The organism is Mesorhizobium liriopis, from assembly GCF_024053505.1.
Classification (GTDB): Bacteria; Pseudomonadota; Alphaproteobacteria; order Rhizobiales; family Rhizobiaceae; genus Mesorhizobium_B; species Mesorhizobium_B liriopis.
Genome location: NZ_JAMXQS010000006.1, coordinates 47,947 through 69,182 on the forward strand (window position 1 = coordinate 47,947; position 21,236 = coordinate 69,182).

At 63.6% G+C, this 21,236-nt stretch carries 20 protein-coding genes; 2 read left to right on the forward strand and 18 right to left on the reverse strand.

The features are described from left to right. Positions 1-88: 88 nt before the first annotated feature. From NGM99_RS12360 to dusB, 6 genes are all read right to left on the reverse strand, one after another. A complete protein-coding gene (locus NGM99_RS12360; protein WP_252819341.1) occupies positions 89-952 on the reverse strand; it encodes a D-amino-acid transaminase in 864 nt (287 codons plus the stop codon). 1 nt (position 953) lies between these two features. Then, on the reverse strand, positions 954-2,318 hold the full coding sequence (gene ntrX / locus NGM99_RS12365; RefSeq protein ID WP_252819343.1) for a nitrogen assimilation response regulator NtrX: 1,365 nt from the start codon (positions 2,316-2,318) through the stop codon (positions 954-956). Next, on the reverse strand, positions 2,308-4,569 hold the full coding sequence (locus NGM99_RS12370) for a sensor histidine kinase NtrY-like (protein ID WP_252819345.1): 2,262 nt from the start codon (positions 4,567-4,569) through the stop codon (positions 2,308-2,310). Before NGM99_RS12370 ends, ntrX begins: the two co-directional genes overlap by 11 nt. Before the next feature lie 84 nt (positions 4,570-4,653). Beyond that, entirely contained in the window at positions 4,654-6,108 is a 1,455-nt protein-coding gene (ntrC, locus tag NGM99_RS12375) for a nitrogen regulation protein NR(I) (protein ID WP_252819347.1), read from the reverse strand. Continuing rightward, entirely contained in the window at positions 6,105-7,241 is a 1,137-nt protein-coding gene (locus NGM99_RS12380; RefSeq protein WP_252819349.1) for a two-component system sensor histidine kinase NtrB, read from the reverse strand. The genes ntrC and NGM99_RS12380 overlap by 4 nt, the downstream gene beginning before the upstream one ends. Beyond that, on the reverse strand, positions 7,238-8,218 hold the full coding sequence (gene dusB, locus NGM99_RS12385) for a tRNA dihydrouridine synthase DusB (RefSeq protein WP_252819351.1): 981 nt from the start codon (positions 8,216-8,218) through the stop codon (positions 7,238-7,240). The genes NGM99_RS12380 and dusB overlap by 4 nt, the downstream gene beginning before the upstream one ends. A gap of 151 nt (positions 8,219-8,369) precedes the next feature. On the opposite strand from dusB, the gene NGM99_RS12390 reads away from it, so the two are divergent. Then, the gene (locus tag NGM99_RS12390) at positions 8,370-9,566 is read left to right on the forward strand and encodes a bifunctional 2-C-methyl-D-erythritol 4-phosphate cytidylyltransferase/2-C-methyl-D-erythritol 2,4-cyclodiphosphate synthase (protein ID WP_252819353.1); all 1,197 of its coding nucleotides are present in this window, start codon (positions 8,370-8,372) and stop codon (positions 9,564-9,566) included. Further along, on the forward strand, positions 9,566-10,063 hold the full coding sequence (locus NGM99_RS12395) for a CinA family protein (RefSeq protein ID WP_252819355.1): 498 nt from the start codon (positions 9,566-9,568) through the stop codon (positions 10,061-10,063). Before NGM99_RS12390 ends, NGM99_RS12395 begins: the two co-directional genes overlap by 1 nt. Here the strand turns inward: NGM99_RS12395 and NGM99_RS12400 are convergent. The 12 genes from NGM99_RS12400 to kdsA all read right to left on the reverse strand — a co-directional run bounded on the left by NGM99_RS12400 (position 10,049) and on the right by kdsA (position 21,168). Beyond that, positions 10,049-10,516 (reverse strand): type II toxin-antitoxin system RatA family toxin, encoded by a 468-nt coding sequence (locus NGM99_RS12400; RefSeq protein ID WP_252819357.1) that lies wholly within the window; start codon positions 10,514-10,516, stop codon positions 10,049-10,051. The two genes, NGM99_RS12395 and NGM99_RS12400, sit on opposite strands and share 15 nt — an antisense overlap. A 7-nt stretch (positions 10,517-10,523) precedes the next feature. Next, a complete protein-coding gene (gene lipA / locus NGM99_RS12405; protein WP_252819360.1) occupies positions 10,524-11,486 on the reverse strand; it encodes a lipoyl synthase in 963 nt (320 codons plus the stop codon). A 114-nt stretch (positions 11,487-11,600) separates the two neighbouring features. Next, complete coding sequence (locus NGM99_RS12410; protein ID WP_252819362.1) at positions 11,601-11,855, reverse strand: GlsB/YeaQ/YmgE family stress response membrane protein; 255 nt, start codon at positions 11,853-11,855, stop codon at positions 11,601-11,603. A 140-nt stretch (positions 11,856-11,995) separates the two neighbouring features. Beyond that, complete coding sequence (lpdA, locus tag NGM99_RS12415; RefSeq protein ID WP_252819364.1) at positions 11,996-13,438, reverse strand: dihydrolipoyl dehydrogenase; 1,443 nt, start codon at positions 13,436-13,438, stop codon at positions 11,996-11,998. A gap of 17 nt (positions 13,439-13,455) precedes the next feature. Then, positions 13,456-14,091, reverse strand: coding sequence for an SGNH/GDSL hydrolase family protein (locus NGM99_RS12420; protein ID WP_252819366.1), 636 nt, complete (start codon positions 14,089-14,091; stop codon positions 13,456-13,458). A 10-nt stretch (positions 14,092-14,101) separates the two neighbouring features. Then, complete coding sequence (locus NGM99_RS12425) at positions 14,102-15,481, reverse strand: pyruvate dehydrogenase complex dihydrolipoamide acetyltransferase (protein WP_252819368.1); 1,380 nt, start codon at positions 15,479-15,481, stop codon at positions 14,102-14,104. Positions 15,482-15,491: 10 nt separating this feature from the next. Next, positions 15,492-16,925, reverse strand: a complete 1,434-nt coding sequence (locus NGM99_RS12430) for a pyruvate dehydrogenase complex E1 component subunit beta (protein WP_252819370.1) — start codon at positions 16,923-16,925, stop codon at positions 15,492-15,494. 14 nt (positions 16,926-16,939) lie between these two features. After that, positions 16,940-17,986, reverse strand: coding sequence for a pyruvate dehydrogenase (acetyl-transferring) E1 component subunit alpha (gene pdhA / locus NGM99_RS12435; RefSeq protein ID WP_252819372.1), 1,047 nt, complete (start codon positions 17,984-17,986; stop codon positions 16,940-16,942). Between the two features lie 179 nt (positions 17,987-18,165). Next, positions 18,166-18,474, reverse strand: a complete 309-nt coding sequence (locus NGM99_RS12440; RefSeq protein ID WP_252819374.1) for an FtsB family cell division protein — start codon at positions 18,472-18,474, stop codon at positions 18,166-18,168. Positions 18,475-18,529: 55 nt separating this feature from the next. After that, positions 18,530-19,804 carry a phosphopyruvate hydratase gene (gene eno / locus NGM99_RS12445; protein ID WP_252819376.1) on the reverse strand — a complete coding sequence of 425 codons (1,275 nt, stop codon included), beginning with the start codon at positions 19,802-19,804 and terminating at the stop codon, positions 18,530-18,532. Between the two features lie 96 nt (positions 19,805-19,900). After that, positions 19,901-20,266, reverse strand: coding sequence for a PRC-barrel domain-containing protein (locus NGM99_RS12450; protein WP_252819378.1), 366 nt, complete (start codon positions 20,264-20,266; stop codon positions 19,901-19,903). Positions 20,267-20,331: 65 nt separating this feature from the next. Then, positions 20,332-21,168, reverse strand: coding sequence for a 3-deoxy-8-phosphooctulonate synthase (kdsA, locus tag NGM99_RS12455; RefSeq protein WP_252819380.1), 837 nt, complete (start codon positions 21,166-21,168; stop codon positions 20,332-20,334). Positions 21,169-21,236 lie beyond the last annotated feature (68 nt).

Consider the following 21,236-nt stretch of genomic DNA (forward strand, 5'->3'; position numbering starts at 1 on the left):
GGTGAGGGAAAGGCAGATTCGCGAAGTCCCACTTGATTGCAGTCGCGGCGCTTCCAGTCGCCATTCGAGACTGCAATCATTGGCGGTATCAGGCGGGTATCTTTTCCGCAATGTCAAAAAATGCCTTTCGCAAGGATAGCGCGATGGAGCTGGGGTGACCGTTGGCAACGGTGCGCCCATCGATCTCCACGACAGGCATCACGAGCGTGGTGGCGGCGGTGATGAAGGCCTCGCGCGCGGCCAATGCCTCGTCCACAGTGAAGCCGCGCTCTTCGATTCGCAGCCCTTCCTGGCGAGCGAGATCGAAAAGCGTCGTGCGGGTTACCCCGCGCAGGATGCCGTGTTCGGCCGGGCGCGTGACGAGCGTGCCGTCCTTGGTGACAATCCACGCATTGGTCGCAGCCCCTTCCTTCACGGTGCCGTCCGAATCGACGAACCAGGCCTCATAGGCGCCCTTTTCTTTCGCGGCCTGACGCGCGAGCACGTTGGGAAGGAGACCGACGGATTTGATGTCCACGCGATCCCAGCGGTTCTCCGGTACGGTGATGACGCTGATGCCTTTTTCGGCGCGGTCGTTGCCCGCCTTCGGATCGGTGCGCTTGGAGGTGATGACCAGCGAAGACGGCGTGCCGGGCTTCGGGAAGACGTGGTCACGCGGGGCGACCCCACGCGTTACCTGGAGATAGACGAGGCCGTTGGTGACGTGGTTGCGGCGCACCACTTCCCCCATCACCATCTCGAGCACGGGGCGGCGGATCGGCCATGCGATGGAGAGTTCGCCCAGCGAGCGGTCGAGCCGGTCGAGGTGGCGCTTGCGGTCCACGATGAAGCCGCGCGCGACCTCGCAGACTTCGTAGACGCCATCGGCGAACTGGTAGCCGCGATCCTCGATGTGAACCGAGGCCTGGTTGTGCGGCAGATAGCGGCCGTTGACATAGGCGATGCGCGGCACGTCAGACTCCGAGGGACTTGAGTTTGCGGTGGAGTGCCGAGCGCTCCATGCCGATGAATTCGGCGGTGCGGGAGATATTGCCGCCGAAGCGGTTGATCTGCGCGATCAGATATTCCTTCTCGAACATCTCACGCGCCTCGCGCAGTGGCAGCGCCATGATGTGCACGTCCGATTGCGACGGCGTCTTCGGCATGACGTCGCCGATCTCCGAGGGCAGCAGGTCGGCGGTGATGGGAGAATCGACATCGCCGCCGCGTACCAGGATCATCAGGCGCTCGATATTGTTGCGCAGCTGGCGGACATTGCCCGGCCAGTTGTGGGCCTGGATGACCGCCATCGCATCGTCGCCGATACGGCGCGGCTTGATGCCGGCCTGACGCGCGATCTGCTTCATGAAGTGATCGACGAGATAGGGAATGTCCTCGCGGCGCTCGGCGAGAGGCGGCACCATGACGGGCACGACGGCGAGGCGGTGATAAAGGTCCTCGCGGAAGCGTCCATCGGCGATCATGGCTTCGAGATTGTGCGCGGTGGACGAGATGATGCGCACATCGACCTTGACGCGCTTCGTGCCCCCTACCCGCTCGAACTGCTGATCGACCAAGACGCGCAGGATCTTGCCCTGCGTTTCGCGCGGCATGTCGGCGACCTCGTCGAGGTAGAGGATGCCCTTGTGGGCCTCTTCCAGCGCACCGACCTTGCGCTCGCCGCCGTTGTTCGACTCGGTGCCAAAGAGCTCGATCTCCATGCGCTCGGGCGTAATGGCTGCCGCGTTGAGCGAGACGAAGGGACCGGCGGCGCGCGACGAGTTGCCGTGGATCGCGCGCGCGACCAGCTCTTTTCCGGAGCCGGATGGGCCGATGATCATGACGCGGCTGTTGGTCGGTGCCACGCGTTCGATGGCCTGGCGAAGCTGCACCATGCCGGATGACATGCCGATGAGATCGAAGGTCTCACCGCTGCGCAGCTTGAGGTCGGACACCTCACGCTTGAGCTTCGATGTTTCAAGCGCGCGTTCGGCAATCAGCACCAGCCGGTCGGCCTTGAAGGGCTTTTCGATGAAGTCATAAGCACCACGGCGGAGAGCCGAGACGGCGGTCTCGATCGTGCCATGGCCGGAGATCATCACCACCGGCAGATTGGGATGCATGGCCTTGATCTTGTCGAGAAGCTCGAGGCCGTCGAGGCGCGAGCCCTGAATCCAGATGTCGAGAAAAACAAGACGGGGTACGCGGTCTGCGATGGCCTGAAGGGCGGAGTCGCTGTCATGCGCGGTGCGCGTGTCGTGGCCTTCGTCGCTGAGGATGCCGGCCACCAGCTCACGGATATCGGCCTCGTCATCGACGACGAGGATGTCAGACGCCATGTTCGACCCTCTCTTTCGCTTTCAATTCGGTTTCGCCGGTGGGCGGCAGGCGCAATGTCACCATCGCGCCGCGACCGCCGTGGAAGCGCACGGGCGCATCGTTCAACTCGATCGAGCCGCCGTGGTCCTCGATGATCTTCTTGACGATTGCGAGGCCGAGCCCCGTCCCCTTCGCGCGCGTCGTCATATAGGGCTCGAGAAGCCGCTGCCTATTCTCACGCGGCAGACCTTTGCCGTTGTCGATCACATCGACGCGCAGCTGCGGGCCTTCGCGGCGCGAGCGGACATGGATGTGGCCGCTTTCGTTCTCACCATAGGACGCGCTTTCGATGGCTTCCGCCGCGTTCTTGATGATGTTGCCGAAAGCCTGCGTGAGCAGGCGGCTGTCGAAGGTGCCAGCCAGTTTCTCATCTCCCAGATCGCGCGAGAACTTGATGTTGGGCTGGCTGACTTCCACCAGGAACGAGGCCTCGCGGAGCGGCTCGCGCAGATCCATCTGCTTCATCTCGGGCTTGGGCATGCGCGCGAAGGCCGAGAACTCATCGACCATGCGGCCGATATCCTCGACCTGCCGGATGATCGTGTCCGTGCACTGGTCGAAAACTTCGCGGTCTTCGGTGATGACCTTGCCGTAGCGGCGGCGGATGCGTTCGGCGGAGAGCTGGATGGGCGTCAGCGGGTTCTTGATCTCGTGCGCGATGCGACGGGCGACATCGGCCCAGGCCGAGCTGCGCTGAGCCTGCACGAGATCGGTGATGTCATCGACCGTGACGACGAAGGACGATTCCTCATCGCCCCCCTCGCCGCTTTCTTCGGTGACCTGCACATTGAAGGTGCGCTCGGCACCGCCTCGGAAAAACGTGACCTGTTCGCGGTAGACGGGCTTGTGGCTGGAGCGCGCGACTTCGAACACCTGCCCGACATGCGGCAGGAGGCTGGAAAGCGTCTGCCCCTCCGCGTCCTGCATGGCGATGCCGAGCATGGCTTCGGCGGACGGGTTGAGGATCGTCACCATGCCATCGGGATCGACGCCGATGACGCCCGACGTCACGCCCGACAGCACGGCTTCGGAGAAGCGGCGGCGTTCGTCGATCTGGTAGTTGGCTTCCAGCAATTCGTTGCGCTGGGATTTCAGCTCGCCGATCATGTTGTTGAACGTATCGGCCAGCGCACCGACATCGCCGTCCGAGGGGCGGACGGGGACCTTCACGTCGAGATTGCCGCCGGCCACTTCGTCGGCCGCACCGATGAGCTGGCGGATGGGGCGAACAAGCCGGTCGGCGACCGCGATGCCGGTCCAGATGGCGGAAAGGACGATGATGAGCGTGACGCCGAGATAAAGCACGGCAAAGGCGATCTGCGTGGTGCGGCGGTTGTTTTCGAGTCCGCGATATTCATTCGAATTCGCCGTCACGATCTGACGCGCGCGGATCACTTCCGGGTCCACCGTGCGGATCGTGTAGAGATAGGAGTTGTCGTATTGCTTGAGCTTGACGATGGCGCCGACGATGTTGCGCGTGCGCGGCTCGATCAGCACCGGCTTACCGTCGGCTGCGGTCTTCACCGCATCGACAGGTGGCTCTGGCATGGCGAAATCGGCGCGCGTTTCAGCCGTCATCTCGAAGGAGCCGTCGCCACGCAGGAGCGCTGCGTGAGCCAGGGAGCGCCCTTGCGCCTGCTCGCTCATGAACTCGCGGAAACCCGTGCGATCCAGGCCGTAGAGCGTGCGCGCGTTGTCGAGGTCATAGGCCATCGACAAGGTAGTGCCCTGAAGGTTGCGCGCGTTCTCCTGCACATAGGCTTCGGCAATCGAGAGCGAGGAATTGATGATCGTCTTGGTGCGGATCTCGAACCAGCGGTCGAGACCGACATCGAGCGTGATCGACGCAACCACGGCCACGAGCACGGCTGGGAGCGCGGCAACCAGCGAGAACATGGCGATGATGCGCACATGAAGGCGCGACGCGGCCTTGCGCGTGCGGCGTGCCATCAGGATGCGGTGTATCTCGCGGCCGATGAGGGCAAGGAGAAACGCGACGAAGCCGGCATTGATGCCGATCAGGGTCAGGGTCGTGGTCTGGTCGGGCGTGATGGGCGTGGCACCCATCAGGATCGCGAAGGAAACGGCGGCGGTCAGTAGTGCGCCGACGACCGCGATCACGCCGGGCAGCGCGAGCAGGCGGCGTCCATCGCTGCCCGCGCGGGTGCGCGGAAGCTTACGTTGCAGCAGTGGCTGGGCGAATGACGCCATCTGGCCGGACGGTTCCCTTTTGCCAATCACCCCTATGCAACGCATTGTGGCGATTATGCAACAAGTTTACCATTCGAGTATAATTTAGGGCCGCGAAGAGCGGTAAATCGAGACCCCCAGTTCGCGGATCTTCTTGCGAAGGGTGTTGCGGTTCACACCGAGCAGATCGGCGGCCTTGATCTGGTTCCCGCGCGTGGCGGTCATGGCAGCGAGCACGAGCGGATATTCCACTTCGGCGAGCATGCGCTGATAGAGACCGGCCGGCGGCAGCTCGGGGCCGAAGCTCGCGAAATAGCGTTGGAGGTAATGCTCCACCGCCTGGCCGACGGAAAGATCGTCGGGCAGTTCGCTTTCGGTCGGCGAGGTCGTGGACGGCGCTTCGGCGCGCAGTTCGGCCTGGATGATCTCGGCCGAAATTTCGTCCTGTGGGTAAAGGGCCGCCAGCCGGCGCACGAGATTTTCGAGCTCGCGCACATTGCCCGGCCAAGGGTAGCGCTTCATGAGTTCCAAGCCCTGCGGCGAGATGCGCTTGGCCTGCAGGCCTTCGGCCTGACCCTGCTTGAAGAAGTGGCGGACGAGATCGATGATGTCCTCGCTGCGCTCGCGCAGCGGCGGCAGGCGCAAGGGCACGACATTGATGCGGTAGAACAGGTCTTCGCGGAACAGCCCCTGATTGATCAGGGTGCGCAGGTCCTTGTTGGTGGCAGCGACGATGCGGACGTCCGTCTTGATGGGCGTGCGGCCGCCGACCGTGGTGTACTCGCCCTGCTGGAGCACACGCAGAAGGCGCGTCTGCGCCTCCATCGGCATGTCGCCGATCTCGTCCAAGAAGAGCGTGCCGCCTTCCGCCTGCTCGAAGCGGCCCGTCGAGCGGTGCTGCGCGCCGGTGAAGGCGCCCTTCTCATGGCCGAACAGCTCGGATTCGATCAGATCGCGCGGAATGGCCGCCATGTTGATGGCGATGAAGGGGCCCGAACGACGACGACCATATTCGTGCAACGCGCGGGCAACGAGCTCCTTGCCGGTTCCGGACTCGCCATTGATCATGACGGTGAGATCCGTCTGCATCATGCGGGCGAGCATGCGGTAGATGTCCTGCATCGCGGCCGATCGGCCGATCAGCGGCATTCCGTCCTGCTCTTCCGAGCGGGGCTCGTTTGCCTTCGCGCGGGGCTCCGACAGCGCGCGATTGACGATGGCGATCAGTTCGGTGAGGTCGAAGGGTTTGGGGAGATATTCGTAAGCCCCCGTTTCCGAGGCGCGGATGGCGGTCATGAAGGTGTTCTGCGCGCTCATGACGACGACCGGCAAATCGGGCCGCGCCTTCTTGATGCGTGGCAGCATATCGAAGGCGTTCTCATCGGGCATCACCACATCGGTGATGACCAGATCGCCCTCGCCTGCCGCGACCCAGCGCCAGAGCGTGGATGCGTTGGGCGTGGTGCGCACCTCATGGCCGACGCGCGACAGCGCCTGATTCAGCACCGTGCGGATCGCGGCATCGTCATCCGCGATGAGGATCTGGCCGCGCGTCGTCATGCATTGTCCTCGGATGAAGCGTCAGGCTCGGCGCTGTCTTTCCAGGCCGGCATCAGCACACGGAAGACCGTGCCGCGCCCGGTGGAATCGCACTCGATGATGCCGCCGTGATCGCCGACGATCTTGGCGACCAGTGCCAAGCCCAGACCGGAGCCGTTGGGCTTGGTGGTGATGAAGGGATCGAACAGGATCGGCAGGATATCGTCAGGCACGCCGCCGCCATTGTCCTCGACGCAGAATTCCAGAGGCAGCGAGACACGCACCTGCGTGCCGGGAACGGACACCCGCATGCCGGGGCGGAAGGCGGTGGAAAGAACGATCTCGCCATCCTCCCTGTGGCCAATGGCTTCTGCCGCGTTCTTCACGAGATTGAGGAAGACCTGGATCAACTGGTCGCGGTTGGCGTGAACCGGCGGGAGCGACGGGTCGTAATGCTCCTCGAAGCGGATGTTGCGGGCAAAGCCGCTTTTCGCGAGCGTCTTCACATGGTCGAGCACGACATGGATGTTCACCGGGAAGCGCTCGATGGGGCGCTCGTCGGAGAAGACTTCCATGCGGTCCACCAGCGAGACGATGCGGTCGGTCTCATCGCGGATCAGCTGGGTGAGCGTGCGATCCTCGTCGGACACGGTGCTTTCGAGCAGCTGGGCTGCGCCGCGAATTCCGGAAAGCGGATTCTTGATCTCGTGCGCGAGCATGGCGGCAAGGCCGGTGACCGAGCGCGCGGCGCTGCGATGGGTCATCTGACGGTCGATCTTTTCCGCCATCGACCGCTCCTGCAGCATGATGACGACCGAACCGGGGAGTTCGGGCACCGGCGCGGCATAGGCGTCGACGACCTTCTCGATGCCCAGACGCGGCGAGGAGACATCGACGCGGTATTCGTTGACCGGCGCGTAACGTTCACGGACCTGATCGACCAGCGTGAGGATCGGGCTGCCGAAGGGCACGAGTTTCGCGAGCGTGGTGCGGGCCAGCATGGTGGCGCTGGAGCGGAAGAAATCTTCCGCGTCGGCATTGGCATAGCTGATGGCCCCCTCGGCATTCAGCATCAAGACCGGGCGGCGGATCGTGTTGAGCACGATCTGCGCCGCTTCCTGCTCGCTGATCTTGGGCTTCGAAGGGGCATTCATGCGGCCTTCTTCTCCGGCAAAGGAGCGAATGCGGCACGAAGTGACGTCGCGACATCAAAGGGATCGAGCGAAGTCATGATCTGGGAGCGCAGCTCCGGCGCCGTGTGTGGCGCGTGGTTGTCGAGATACCAGCCGAGATGCTTGCGCGCCTGACGCAAGCCCTTCTGCTCGCCGTGGAAGCGAAGCATGTCCTGGTAGTGCTCGACGACGTAGGACGCCATGTCCGCTGGTTTCTGGCAGCCGCCGCATGCCACTTCGCCCGGCAGCCAAGGGGCACCGTAGGTGGCGCGGCCGACCATGACGGCGTCGGCGCCGGACTGGTCGAGGATCGCCTGCGCATCCGCAGGGCTCGCGACATCGCCGTTCGCAACGAGCGGCACGGTGACGGCCTCCCTCACCCGGCGGATCGCCCGCCAATCGGCGCGGCCTTCATAGAACTGGCAGCGCGTGCGGCCGTGGACGGTCACCATCCGCACGCCGGCCTGTTCCGCGCGGCTGGCGATGTGCGGCGCGTTCAACGAGGTCTCGTCCCAGCCAAGGCGCATTTTCACCGTGACAGGCAACTTCACGGCCTCGACGACGGAGGCGATGAGCCTGATGGCATGATCGGGCTCGCGCATGAGGGCCGAGCCGCAATAGCCGCCAGTGACCTTCTTGGCCGGGCAGCCCATATTGATATCGATAATGTCGGCGCCCTCACCTTCGGCGATCCGCGCAGCTTCCGCCAGTGCGGAGGCATCGCGGCCGGCGAGCTGGACCATGTGGACGGGGATATCCGGACGCCGCATGCGTTGCGCGGTGTCGCCGCGCATTTTGACGAGCTCGCCACTCGCGATCATCTCGGTCACGACGAGGCCCGCGCCCGCCTGATGCGCACGGACGCGAAAAGGCTCGTCCGTGACGCCGGACATCGGCGCAAGGAAGACGCGGTTGGGAATCGAGACTCGACCCAGCTGGAGAGGCTGATGGAGCAGCAAGAAATTGGTTGCCTAAAAACGGAGCATGGCGACAGACTGCTTATTCTCTAAACACAGTCTGCGAGGCGGCGCAACGGCGTGATTTGCCGCTGTGCTGTGGATGCCGTTTGGCCCTTTGCGAAGGTGGCCCACCTCCGCTAAGCCTCGCGCCATGACATTGCAAGACAAAGAGCGGGTTGCCGCGATCATCGTCGCCGCCGGCCGGGGCGAGCGCGCAGGCGTGGCCGAGGGGCCGAAGCAGTATCGCCGCTTGGGCGACAGCACGGTGATCGCCCAGTCGATCAGCCATTTTCGTGAGCATTTCGCGGTCGAGGCCATCGTCGTCGTGGTCCATGCGGATGACGGCGAGCTGCTTTCGCGTGCTTGCGATCTCGCCGATGCACAGGTCGTGATCGGCGGCGGGACGCGACAGGAGTCCGTTCTGCGGGGGTTGGAGGCGCTCGAGGGTCGGTCGTTCTCGAGGGTGCTGATCCACGATGCTGTTCGGCCTTTCGTCGATGCGGACATCATCACGCGTGTGATCGAATCCACTGACGGCCAAACGGGAGCGCTTGCCGCCCTGCCGATGCCCGATACGCTCAAGCGTGAGGCAGCGGATGGTACAGTGCTGGAAACATTGCCGCGCCAAGGCCTGTGGGCCGCGCAGACGCCGCAGGGATTTCCATTCGACCCTATTCTCGAAGCTCATCGCAAGGCACATGCGGAAGGACGCCATGACTTCACGGACGACGCGGCGATCGCGGAATGGGTGGGGATGCCGGTTCGGCTGGTTGAAGGCAGTGCCGACAACACCAAGCTCACATGGGCGCGCGATATCGAGCGGGCACGCAGGATGATCGCCGCCCAGCCGCGCTTTCCCGATGTGCGCGCCGGGACGGGCTATGACGTGCATTCGTTCGAACCAGGCGATGCGGTATGGCTTTGTGGGGTCGCCATTCCGTTCACCAAAAAGCTGTCCGGCCATTCGGATGCCGATGCCCCGCTGCACGCGCTGACCGATGCGTTGCTCGCGACATGCGGCGCGGGCGATATCGGCGTGCATTTCCCGCCCTCCGATCCGCAGTGGAAGGGCGTGGCATCGCGCCGTTTCGTCGAGCATGCGGTGAAGATCGTCCGCGATGCGGGTGGCCGTATCGCGAATGCCGATATCACGATCATCGCGGAGGCGCCGAAGGTGGGGCCGCATCGGGAGGCGATGACGGCACTTTTGAGCGAGGTTCTGGGCATCACGCCGAACCGCATCTCGATCAAGGCGACCACCAATGAGCGCATGGGTTTCGTCGGGCGCGAGGAAGGCATCGCAGCTCTCGCAACGGTCAGCGTGGTTTACCCGGGAGAACTTGTGTGATGAGCGAGGAAACACTGGCGAAACGTCTGCTCGCCTCGTGCATCGCGCGCGACATTCTGGTGGCGACGGCCGAGTCCTGCACCGGCGGCATGGTCGCCGCCGCGATCACGGACATTGCAGGCTCATCGGCTGCACTGGATCGGGGCTTCGTGACCTATTCCAACGAGGCCAAGATGGCGATGCTGGGTGTCGAGGCGAAGACGCTCGCCAATCACGGGGCGGTATCCGAAGAGACGGCGGCCGAAATGGCGCGGGGAGCACTCGCCCATTCGAACGCTGGTGCGGCCGTTGCGATCACGGGCATAGCCGGACCGGGCGGCGGCAGCGTGGAGAAGCCTGTCGGGCTGGTCTGGTTCGCCACCGCGTCGCGCGATGGGACGGTGGTCACGCGTCAGGCGCAGTGGGGCGATATCGGCCGCGCAAAGGTACGCGAGGCAGCACGGCATACGGCGCTCGAAATGTTGCTCGAAGCGGTGGAGCGGCTACACCGAGGCTGATGCGGTCGCGCCGTAGATCGTGTCGGCGCGCTTTTCGAAGGCTTCAGCGAACTTGCGGAAGGCGCGGTCGAACATCGCGCCCATCAGCGCGCCCAGCATGCGGCTCCTGAACTCGTAGTCGATCGAGAAATGAATGGTGCAGCCGCCGTTCGGAGCGGGTTCGAAGCGCCATTGGCTGTTGAGGTAGCGGAACGGACCGTCGAGATATTTCGCGTCGATCGTGTGTTCGGCGGGCTTGAGATGCACCTGTGTGGTGAAAGACTCGCGGATCGCCATATAGCCGACGGTCATTTCTGCCGCGAGCACCGCCTGACCGTCGCGCTCGCGGCGCGAGCGAATCGCAAGGCCTTCGCAGAGCGGCAGGAATTCCGGATAGCGCTCGATGTCGGCCACGAGCGCGAACATCTGGTCGGGTGTGTAGCGCACATGGCGTTCAGTCTGAAACTGCGGCATGGAAAGGTCAGGCTTTCCGCGCCAGGGCCGCCTCGCGTGCGGCACGCAGCTTGGCGAAGTCGTCGCCGGCATGGTGCGATGAGCGCGTCAGCGGGCTCGACGCGACAAGCAGGAAGCCCTTGGTGCGGCCGACCGTCTTGAAGCTTTCGAACTCATCGGGCGTCACGAAGCGCTTGACCGGATGGTGCTTGCGGGTGGGCGCCAGATACTGGCCGATGGTCATGAAGTCGACATTGGCGCTGCGCAGGTCATCCATCAACTGCAGCACTTCGTTCCGCTCCTCGCCCAAACCCACCATGATGCCCGACTTGGTGAAGATCGACGGGTCGAGTTCCTTCACGCGCTGAAGCAGGCGGAGCGAGTGGAAGTAGCGGGCACCGGGACGGACCGTGAGATAAAGCGACGGGACCGTTTCGAGATTGTGGTTGAAGACGTCGGGCTTGGCCTCGACGACCACTTCGAGCGCGCCGTCCTTGCGCAGGAAATCCGGCGTCAGGATTTCGATGGTCGTGGCGGGCGAAGTCTTGCGGATGGCACGGATGACGGCGGCGAAATGCTCCGCACCACCATCGGCCAGATCGTCGCGATCGACGGACGTGATGACCACATGCGTCAAGCCCATCTGCGCAACCGCATCGGCCACGCTTTGCGGCTCGTTCGCATCGAGCGCGCCGGGGATGCCGGTGCGGACGTTGCAGAAGGCGCAGGCGCGGGTGCAGATCTCGCCCATGATCATGAAGGTGGCGTGCTTCTTGTCCCAGCACTCGCCGATATTGGGGCAACCGGCCTCTTCGCAGACGGTGACCAGCTTGTTCGAGCGGACGATCTCGCGCGTTTCCGCATAGCCCTTGGAGACGGGCGCGCGTACACGGATCCAGTCCGGCTTGCGGAGCACTTCCTGATCGGGCCGATGAGCCTTTTCAGGATGGCGCGGCCGGGGCGCGATCGTGCGGTCGAGAACTGTGACCATCGTCGAATGGATACCCTTCACCCAGTTCGGGAACCACTGATCTAACCATGATGGCCGCAAATAAAAAGGCCGCCCGCGTTGCGCGAGCGGCCCATCTGCAATGCGTTTTTGCGTCTATCGCCTGAACAGGCGCGCAATCGCAATCAGGATGCAGGCGCCGATGAAGCCCGCGATCAGGTAAGCGATCCATCCGGTGCCGAGCGAGATATTCAGCGCGGCCAGGATGGCGTTGAGAACCACGGCACCGATGATGCCGAGGATGATGTTCATGAGCACGCCCATATTGCTGCGCATGAACGTTTCGGCGAGCCAGCCGGCAATGCCGCCGATGAGGATGGCTGCGATCCAGCCTACTCCGTTGGTATCCATTTCGTCCCTCTCCGCTGAGGTTGCCCAAACAGTGCTCAGGCAGTCACGGGAAGCGAAAAGGATTCCACTGCCGCCCAGCGGCGATAGAACTTTTGAAACGGATAACGGTTCCGTGAATCAAACGTTATCCACAGGCACGCTCAGGCGTTGAGCGCGCGACCGTAAGCGTCGAGCACGCTTTCCTTCATCATCTCCGACAATGTCGGGTGCGGGAAGATGGTGTGCATCAGTTCTTCCTCGGTGGTTTCGAGATTCATCGCCACGACGAAGCCCTGAATGAGTTCGGTCACTTCCGCGCCGATCATGTGAGCGCCGAGAAGCTGACCGGTCTTCTTGTCGAAGATCGTCTTGATGAAGCCCTGGTCCTCGCCGAGCGCGATGGCCTTGCCGTTGGCAGCAAAAGAGAAGCGACCGACTCGGATGTCGTGACCCGCTTCCTTCGCTTTGGCTTCGGTGAGGCCGACCGAGGCGACCTGTGGCTGGCAGTAGGTGCAGCCTGGAATCTTCATCCGGTCGAGTTTGTGAACGTGCAGGCCCGCGATCTTCTCGATGCAGGTGACGCCCTCATGCTCGGCCTTGTGAGCCAGCATCGGAGCACCGGCGACATCGCCGATGGCGTAGATGCCGGGCACATTCGTCGCGCCGTAGCCATCGGTGACGACCGTGCCGCGCTCGATCTTCACGCCGACCGCTTCGAGCCCGAGATTTTCGACATTGCCCTGCACGCCGACAGCCGAGATGAGCTTTTCGGCCGACAGTGCCTGGGTCTTGCCGTCCTTGGTCTCGACATGCGCGGTGACGCCGGTGCCGGACTTTTCGACCTTGGACACCTTGGCATCGGTCAGAATCCTGATGCCCTGCTTCTCGAACTGCTTGCGGGCGAAGGCCGAGACCTCGGCGTCTTCCACGGGCAGGATGTTGGGCAGGAGTTCGATCACCGTCACTTCCGCGCCCATGGTGCGATAGAAGGAGGCGAACTCGATGCCGATGGCGCCGGAGCCCATCACGAGCAGCGACTTCGGCATGGCCTTCGGAACCATGGCCTCGAAGTAGGTCCAGATGCGGTCGCCATCCGGCTCGATCCCGGGCAGCGCGCGCGGGCGTGCGCCAGTGGCGACGACGATATGCTTGGCGGTGTACGTCCCCTCGCCTTTGGTGCCCTTCGGCGCGGGTGGCTGGGGCTGCATGGCGGGCTTGGAAGATTTGCCGACCACGATCTCGCCCGGCTTGGTGATCCTGGCTTCGCCCCAGATCACGTCCACCTTGTTCTTCTTCATCAAGAAGCCGACGCCGCCATTGAGGCGCTGCGAGACGCCGCGCGAGCGCTGGACGACCGCGCCGACATCCGCCGACACGGTGCCGTCGATCTTCAGGCCGTAATCCTTGGCGTGCTCGGCATAGTGCATGACTTCGGCCGAGCGCAGCAGCGCCTTGGTGGGGATACAGCCCCAGTTGAGGCAGATGCCGCCCAGATGCTCGCGCTCGACGATGGCCGTCTTGAGCCCGAGCTGTGCGGCGCGCACCGCTGCGACATAGCCGCCGGGACCGGAGCCGATGATGATGACGTCGTAATTCTCGGCCATGAGCCGGCTCCTTGTCGTCAGGAGTTCAGGATATCGCGCACGAGGGGCGCGAGCGCGCGACCGACCGCGCGCGTATTTTCGGCATCCATATGGACGCCATCGAGCGGCGTGGTCTGCGCCACGCTGCCCGCATCGAAATGCGAAATGCCCAGTTGCTTCGCGAGCTTCGCATAGGCGCCCGCGAGTTTTTGCGATTCTTCGATCGCTTCGAACATCTCGGCGAAATCCTCGTCCTCGGTCCGGCACAGAGCGGGCGGGGAGACGAGCAGGATTTTCGGCACCGCGTATTCGAAGCCGTAGGCGTGGCCGCGAATGAGTTCGATGAGCCGCTCCATGCCCTGGCGGGCCGCGAGCGCCCTGCCCGCGATCCACGGCTTCATGTCGTTCGAGCCCAGAAACAGGATCACGAGGTCGAGCGGCTTGTGCGTTTCGAGGACCGTCGGGAGAAGCCGCATCCCGTTCCGGTCGCAATCGGCCCCGTGGTCGTCATAGATGGTCGTGCGACCGTTCAGACCTTCGGCGATGACGTGGAAGTCTTCGCCGAGTTCGGCCTGCAGGACGCTCGGCCAGCGATCCGCATACGCATGCCGTGTGGGACCCGAGGCGCTGTAGCCCCAGGTCAACGAGTCGCCGTAAGCGAGGATCGTCTTCATCGTGGGCGGCTCAGACGAGCATGCCCATCGGGTTTTCGATGTGGCGCTTGAAGGCCTGGAGCAGTTCGGCACCCAATGCGCCGTCCACCGCGCGGTGGTCGGTCGAGAGCGTCACGGACATGATCGTGGCGATCTTGATCTCACCCTTCTTCACCACCGCCCGCTCCTCGCCCGCGCCGACCGCGAGGATCGTGGCGTGCGGCGGGTTGATGACGGCGGAGAAATCCTTGACGCCGAACATGCCGAGGTTCGAAACGGCCGTGGTGCCGCCCTGATACTCTTCCGGCTTGAGCTTGCGGTTGCGTGCGCGGGAGGCGAGGTCCTTCATCTCGTTGGAGATGGCGGAAAGCGTCTTCTCTTCGGCACGTCGGATGATCGGGGTGATCAGGCCGCCCGGAATCGAGACTGCAACGCCGACATCCGAATGCGAATGCTTGAGCATCGCGGATTCGGTCCATGACACATTCGCGTTCGGCACGTCGCGCAATGCGAGCGCCAGGGCCTTGATGACCATGTCGTTGACGGAGAGCTTGTAGGCCGGAACCTCGCCCTTCTCGGTCTTGCGCATGGGCGATGCCTCGTTGATCTGCTTGCGCAGGGAGAGGAGCGCGTCCAGTTCGCAATCGACGGTGACGTAGAAATGCGGAACGGTGCTCTTCGCCTCGGTCAAGCGGCGGGCAATCGTCTTGCGCATGTTGTCGTGCGGGATCAGCTCGTATGAGCCTTCCTCGAAGAGCTTGAGCACGGCATCATCGCTCATCGGCTTCGGTGCAGCCGCAGGAGCTGCGGCTGGAGCCGGTGCTTCACCCGGCTTGGCGGCAGGAGCCGCGCCGGGCTTCGCGTTATCGACGTCCGCCAGAACGATGCGGCCATGCGGGCCGCTGCCTTTCAACGCGGAAAGGTCGATGCCCTTCTCCTTGGCGACACGGCGCGCGAGCGGCGACGCGAAGGTGCGCGCACCGCCATTGGCGGCGTCACCCGTTGACGGTGCCTGCGGCGCTGTGCTGCCGCCGTAGCCATCCTTGGCAGCAGCCCTGCTGTCGCTCTTCGGCGCTTCAGCCTGCGGCTCGGAAGCCGTGGCTTCGGCCTTGGGTGCCTCGGCTTTCGGTGCCTCCGCAGAACCCGAAGCGGCTGCGCTCGCGTCCTCACCGTCTTCGGCCAGAACGGCAATCAGCGCGTTGACCTTCACGCCTTCAGTGCCGGCAGGCACTACGATCCTGGCGACCGTACCTTCATCGACGGCTTCCACTTCCATGGTCGCCTTGTCGGTCTCGATCTCGGCGATCACATCGCCGGCCGAAACCTTGTCGCCTTCCTTGACCAGCCATTTGGCCAGATTGCCCTCTTCCATCGTAGGAGAGAGCGCGGGCATGGTGATGTTGATCGGCATCGCTCGCCCCTTATGCGCGGTAGGTCACTGCTTTGACGGCCTCGACGACTTCGGCCACGTTCGGAAGCGCGAGCTTCTCGAGGTTGGCCGCATATGGCATCGGCACGTCCTTGCCGGCGACCGTGATGACCGGCGCGTCGAGATAGTCGAAGGCGCGCTGCATGACCTGGCTGGCGATGTGGTCGCCTACCGAGCTTTGCGGGAAGCCTTCTTCGACAACAACCAGACGGTTGGTCTTCTTCACCGATTCGATGATGGTATCGAAGTCGAGGGGGCGGATGGTGCGCAGGTCGATGATCTCGACATCGAGGCCGAGACCGCGCAGTTCCGCTTCCGCCTTCACGACATAGGTCATGCCGATGCCGAAGGAGACGATCGTGGCGTCCTTGCCGGACTTGTGGATGCGCGCCTTGCCGATGGGGAGCACGAAATCGTCGAGCTTCGGCACGTCGAAGCTCTGGCCGTAGAGGATCTCGTTCTCGAGGAAGACAACCGGATTCTCGTCGCGAATCGAGGCCTTGAGCAGGCCCTTCGCGTCGGCAGCGGAATAAGGCATCACGACCTTGAGGCCGGGAATGCTGCTGTACCAGGCGGCATAGTCCTGGCTGTGCTGGGCACCCACACGCGCGGCGGCACCGTTGGGGCCACGGAACACGATCGGCGCACCCATCTGGCCGCCGGACATATAAAGCGTCTTCGCGGCCGAATTCACGATCTGGTCGATTGCCTGCATCGCGAAGTTGAAGGTCATGAATTCCACGATGGGACGCAGGCCCGCCATGGCGGCGCCGACGCCGACGCCGGCAAAGCCGTGCTCGGTGATCGGGGTATCGACCACGCGCTTGGAGCCGAACTCCTGTAGCAGGCCCTGCGTGATCTTGTAGGCGCCCTGGTACTCGGCGACCTCCTCGCCCATGACGAAGACGTTTTCGTCGCGGCGCATTTCCTCGGCCATGGCATCGCGCAGCGCTTCGCGCACGGTGGTCGAAACCATCTCGGTGCCCGCCGGAATATCCGGGTCGGCCTGCACATTGGCAACGGGTGCGGCAGGAACCTTGGCAGCGTCCTTGTCCGCCGTCGGCTCATCCTTTGCTTCGCGCGCCTTGCCGCCGGCATCGCCCTCGGCGGCCTTGGGCGTATCGGCATTGGTCGCCTCGGCTGGCTTGGGCGCGGGAACTGCTGCTGCCGAGTCCGCGCTTTCGCCGTCCTGCAGAAGCGTGGCGATCGGCGTGTTGACCTTCACCCCTTCGGTGCCAGCCTCAATCAGGATCTTGCCCAGCGTGCCTTCATCGACGGCTTCCACTTCCATGGTCGCCTTGTCGGTTTCGATCTCGGCGATCACGTCACCGGCGGTGACCGCATCGCCCTCGTTCTTCAGCCATTTGGATAGCGTGCCCTCCTCCATGGTCGGGGAAAGCGCGGGCATCAGGATTTCAATCGGCATTGGTGGTGAAATCCTCAGCGTACGATGTCGGTCCAGAGCTCGGACACATCCGGCTCAGGGTCGGTTTGGGCGAATTCGGCGGAATCGGCGACGACGTCGCGGACTTCCTTGTCGACGGCCTTGAGATCCTCCTCGCTGGCCCAGCCGGCCTTGGTCAGGCGCGCCTTGACGAGCTCGATCGGATCCTGCTCGGTGCGGATCTTCTGCACCTCTTCCTTGGTGCGGTACTTGGCCGGGTCGGACATCGAGTGGCCACGATAGCGGTAGGTCTGCATCTCGAGGATGATCGGGCCCTTGCCGGAGCGGCACCATTCGGCGGCGAAATCACCCGCAGCCTTCACCGCGCGCACGTCCATGCCGTCCACCTGCATGCCGGGGATGCGGAAGGACGCGCCGCGATGGGAGAAGTTGGTTTCGGCCGACGAGCGCGAAACGGCCGTGCCCATGGCGTATCGGTTGTTCTCGATCACGTAGATGACCGGTAGCTTCCACAGCGAAGCCATGTTGAAGCTTTCATAGACCTGGCCCTGATTGGCCGCGCCGTCGCCGAAATAGGTGACGGACAGATTCTCGTTGCCGCGATATTTGTTGGCAAAGGCGAGACCCGTGCCGAGCGAGACCTGTGCGCCGACGATGCCGTGGCCACCGTAGAAATGCTTCTCTTTCGAGAACATATGCATGGAGCCGCCTTTGCCCTTGGAATAGCCGCCCCGACGTCCCGTCAGCTCGGCCATCACGCCACGCGGGCTCATGCCGCAGGCGAGCATGTGGCCGTGGTCGCGATAGGCCGTGATGACCTGATCGCCCTCGACCAGCGCCATCTGCATGCCGGTGACGACGGCTTCCTGGCCGATATAAAGGTGGCAGAAACCGCCGATGAAGCCCATGCCGTAGAGCTGGCCCGCGCGCTCTTCGAAGCGGCGGATCAGGAGCATGTCGCGATAGGCCTTGAGTTCGTCTTCCTTGCTGAATTCGGCCGGAGGCGGTGTCTGGGGCGAGGCTTCGGTCAGCGCAGCCTCGGCGTCGAACTCGTCCTGCGTTTTTCGCGCCGCATTCGCCATGCATCACTCCCTGGACAGCATGATTGAGTGTTCGGCCGCGCGAATGAGCGCCGCCTATCATGCGTCCATAGCTAGCATCTTGGATGGGTCGCGGCCATGCGGAAAATGCATGGCTCATATGCGGCTAAGCTGTTCAAATCACTGCACTTATCCGCAGCATTTCATGTTGCACTGCAACATCAGCGCATGATCGTGATCTCGTCGGCATGGCTCAGGCTGAGCGCCTTACGCGCCTGCTCGTCGAGCATGTCCTTGTCGATGGTGCCGTCGTGGATCATGCGGACGCGACGCTCGATCGCCTCGCGTCGGCCGCGCACCTCATCGAGCTGCGCGGTGAGTTCGGCTTCACGGGCTTCATAGCGATAGGTGGCATAGATGCCGTAGTCGCCGTGATAGGCATGGAAGCCGAAATAGGAGAGGAAGCAGACCGAAATGACGGGGACGATCAACAGTCCCAGTCCTCGTTGCTTGTGCTGTTTGGTCCACATCGGCGCGGCTCTCCTCTGGCCGCGCCACTTTCCACAAACAGGCTTAACGCCCGGTTTAAGCGCGCAGAATCGAGCGCCCGGCGAAGCGTGCCTGCTTGCCCAGTTCTTCCTCGATGCGGATGAGCTGGTTGTACTTGGCGAGCCGGTCGGAACGGGCAAGCGAGCCGGTCTTGATCTGTCCGCAGTTCGTGGCAACCGCGAGATCGGCGATGGTCGAATCCTCGGTCTCGCCCGAGCGGTGAGACATGACTGCGGTATAGCCGGCCTTGTGCGCGATCTCGACGGCTTCCAGCGTTTCGGTGAGCGAGCCGATCTGGTTGACCTTCACGAGCATCGAATTGGCGACGCCGATGCGGATGCCGTCGCGCAGGCGGGCGGAGTTGGTGACGAACAGGTCGTCGCCGACAAGCTGCGTCTTCGCACCTGCGAGATCGGTCAGAGCCTTCCAGCCGTCCCAATCGTCCTCGGCCATGCCGTCTTCGATGGAGATGATCGGGTAATCGGAGGCGAGCTTGGCGAGATATTTGGCTTGTTCCTCGCTCGAGCGCGTGGTGCCCTCGCCTTCATAGACGTAGGCGCCGTTCTTGAAGAACTCGGTCGCTGCGCAGTCGAGCGCGATGCCGACCTGCTCGCCGGGCTTGTAGCCGGCCTTCTCGACGGACTTCAGGATGAAATCGAGCGCTTCCTCGGGGCTCTTCAGGTTGGGCGCGAAGCCGCCTTCGTCGCCGACATTGGTGTTGTGGCCGGCGTCCTTGAGGCCCTTCTTCAGGGTGTGGAAGATTTCCGCTCCCCACTGCACGGCCTCCTTGAGGCTCGATGCACCGACCGGCATGATCATGAATTCCTGGAAGTCGATCGGGTTGTCGGCATGCACGCCGCCATTGATGATGTTCATCATCGGCACCGGAAGGATGCGCGCATTGGCACCGCCGACATAGCGGTAAAGCGGCAGGCCCGAAGCATCGGCCGCTGCCTTGGCGACGGCAAGCGACACGCCGAGGATGGCGTTGGCGCCGAGGCGGCTCTTGTTGGGCGTGCCGTCGAGTTCGATCATCGTCTCGTCGATCTTGGTCTGGTCTTCGGCCTCGAGCCCACCGATCGCTTCGAACAGCTCGCCATTGACGGCATCGACCGCCTTCTGCACGCCCTTGCCGAGATAGCGGCTGCCGCCGTCGCGCAACTCAACGGCTTCGTGTGCGCCAGTGGAGGCGCCGGAAGGGACGGCCGCGCGGCCCTGCGAGCCGTCTTCCAGAACCACATCGACCTCCACGGTCGGGTTGCCACGGCTGTCGAGAATTTCGCGGCCGATGATATCGACGATGGCGGTCATGGGGTCTCTCCCTTTGGACAATCCGGGCCCCTCATAAACCAACCGCCGCGAAACTCAATTCGCGGCGGTGGGGGCAGGCCAAGAATTTAAATCGGTTCAGGACCAGTATGGGTCGACTTTGTAATAGTCGTATGACGCGTCACGCGCGGTGCGGCCGTCTTCCCGCGTCAGTTCCTCCACCGAATAGGCGGGCGCAGCTTCGAGCTGGTCCTTGGAGTAAGGCACGATATAGCCGCCACGGCTCTTCTCGTAGTCGAGCGAGCCCCAGGGGATGGCGTGATACTTTTCGCCGATCCCCAAAAATCCGCCGAACGAGACGACCGCGAACATAATGTTGTTCGACAGCTTGTCGAGCATCACATCGTGGATCGTGCCCACATTGTCGCCGGCGGTGTTGTAGACGGCGGTACCGATGACGCGCGATGCCGCGATGGCCGAGGTGTGGCCTGCCGGTGTGCTCATGCTGTTCTCCTTTCGCTTCAAGAAACTCGCGGCGAGAACAGGCTGGACGGCCGGTTGGTTCCGGCTCAGGCGCCCTTGGCGATGCGGTCGAACGCCATCAGACGCTCGAGAAGGCCGCGCATCTTGTCGAGGGGGACCATGTTGGGGCCATCCGATGGAGCGTTGTCGGGGTCCTCATGCGTTTCGATGAAGACAGCCGCCACACCCACTGCCACAGCCGCCCGGGCCAGCGTTTCCACGAAGCGGCGGTCGCCGCCCGACGAGCCGCCCTGCCCGCCTGGCTGCTGCACCGAATGGGTCGCGTCGAAGACGACCGGTGCGCCGATCTCGGCCATGATCGGCAGCGAGCGCATGTCGGAAACGAGGGTATTGTAGCCGAAGGATGCGCCGCGCTCGGTGAGGAGCACATCCGGATTGCCGGACTCGGTCAGTTTGGCGACCACGTTCTTCATGTCCCACGGTGCGAGGAACTGGCCCTTCTTGACGTTGACGATGCGGCCGGTCTTGGCGGCGGCGATCAGAAGATCGGTCTGGCGCGAAAGGAAGGCGGGGATCTGAAGGATGTCCACAGTTTCGGCGACGATAGCGCACTGTTCCTCATTGTGAATGTCGGTGAGGACCGGAAAGCCGAATTCCTTCTTGAGGTCGGCGAAGACGGGCAGCGCGCCTTCGAGGCCGATGCCCCGCTTGCCACCGAGCGAGGTGCGGTTCGCCTTGTCGAAAGACGACTTGTAGACGAAGCCGATGCCGAGTTCGTCGGTGAGTTCCTTCAATGCGCCGGCCATGGCGAAGGCATGCTCGCGGCTTTCCATCTGGCAGGGGCCTGCGATAAGGGTGAGCGGCAGGTTGTTGCCGAAGCGCACCGCGCCGGCTTTGACTTCGCTGTTGGGCTTTGCGGACATTTTCGATTTCCTGTTTGCGCGGCGGTTTGCCTCAATCGCCGCCGCGCATCAAGCGCTCGCTCTTCCTT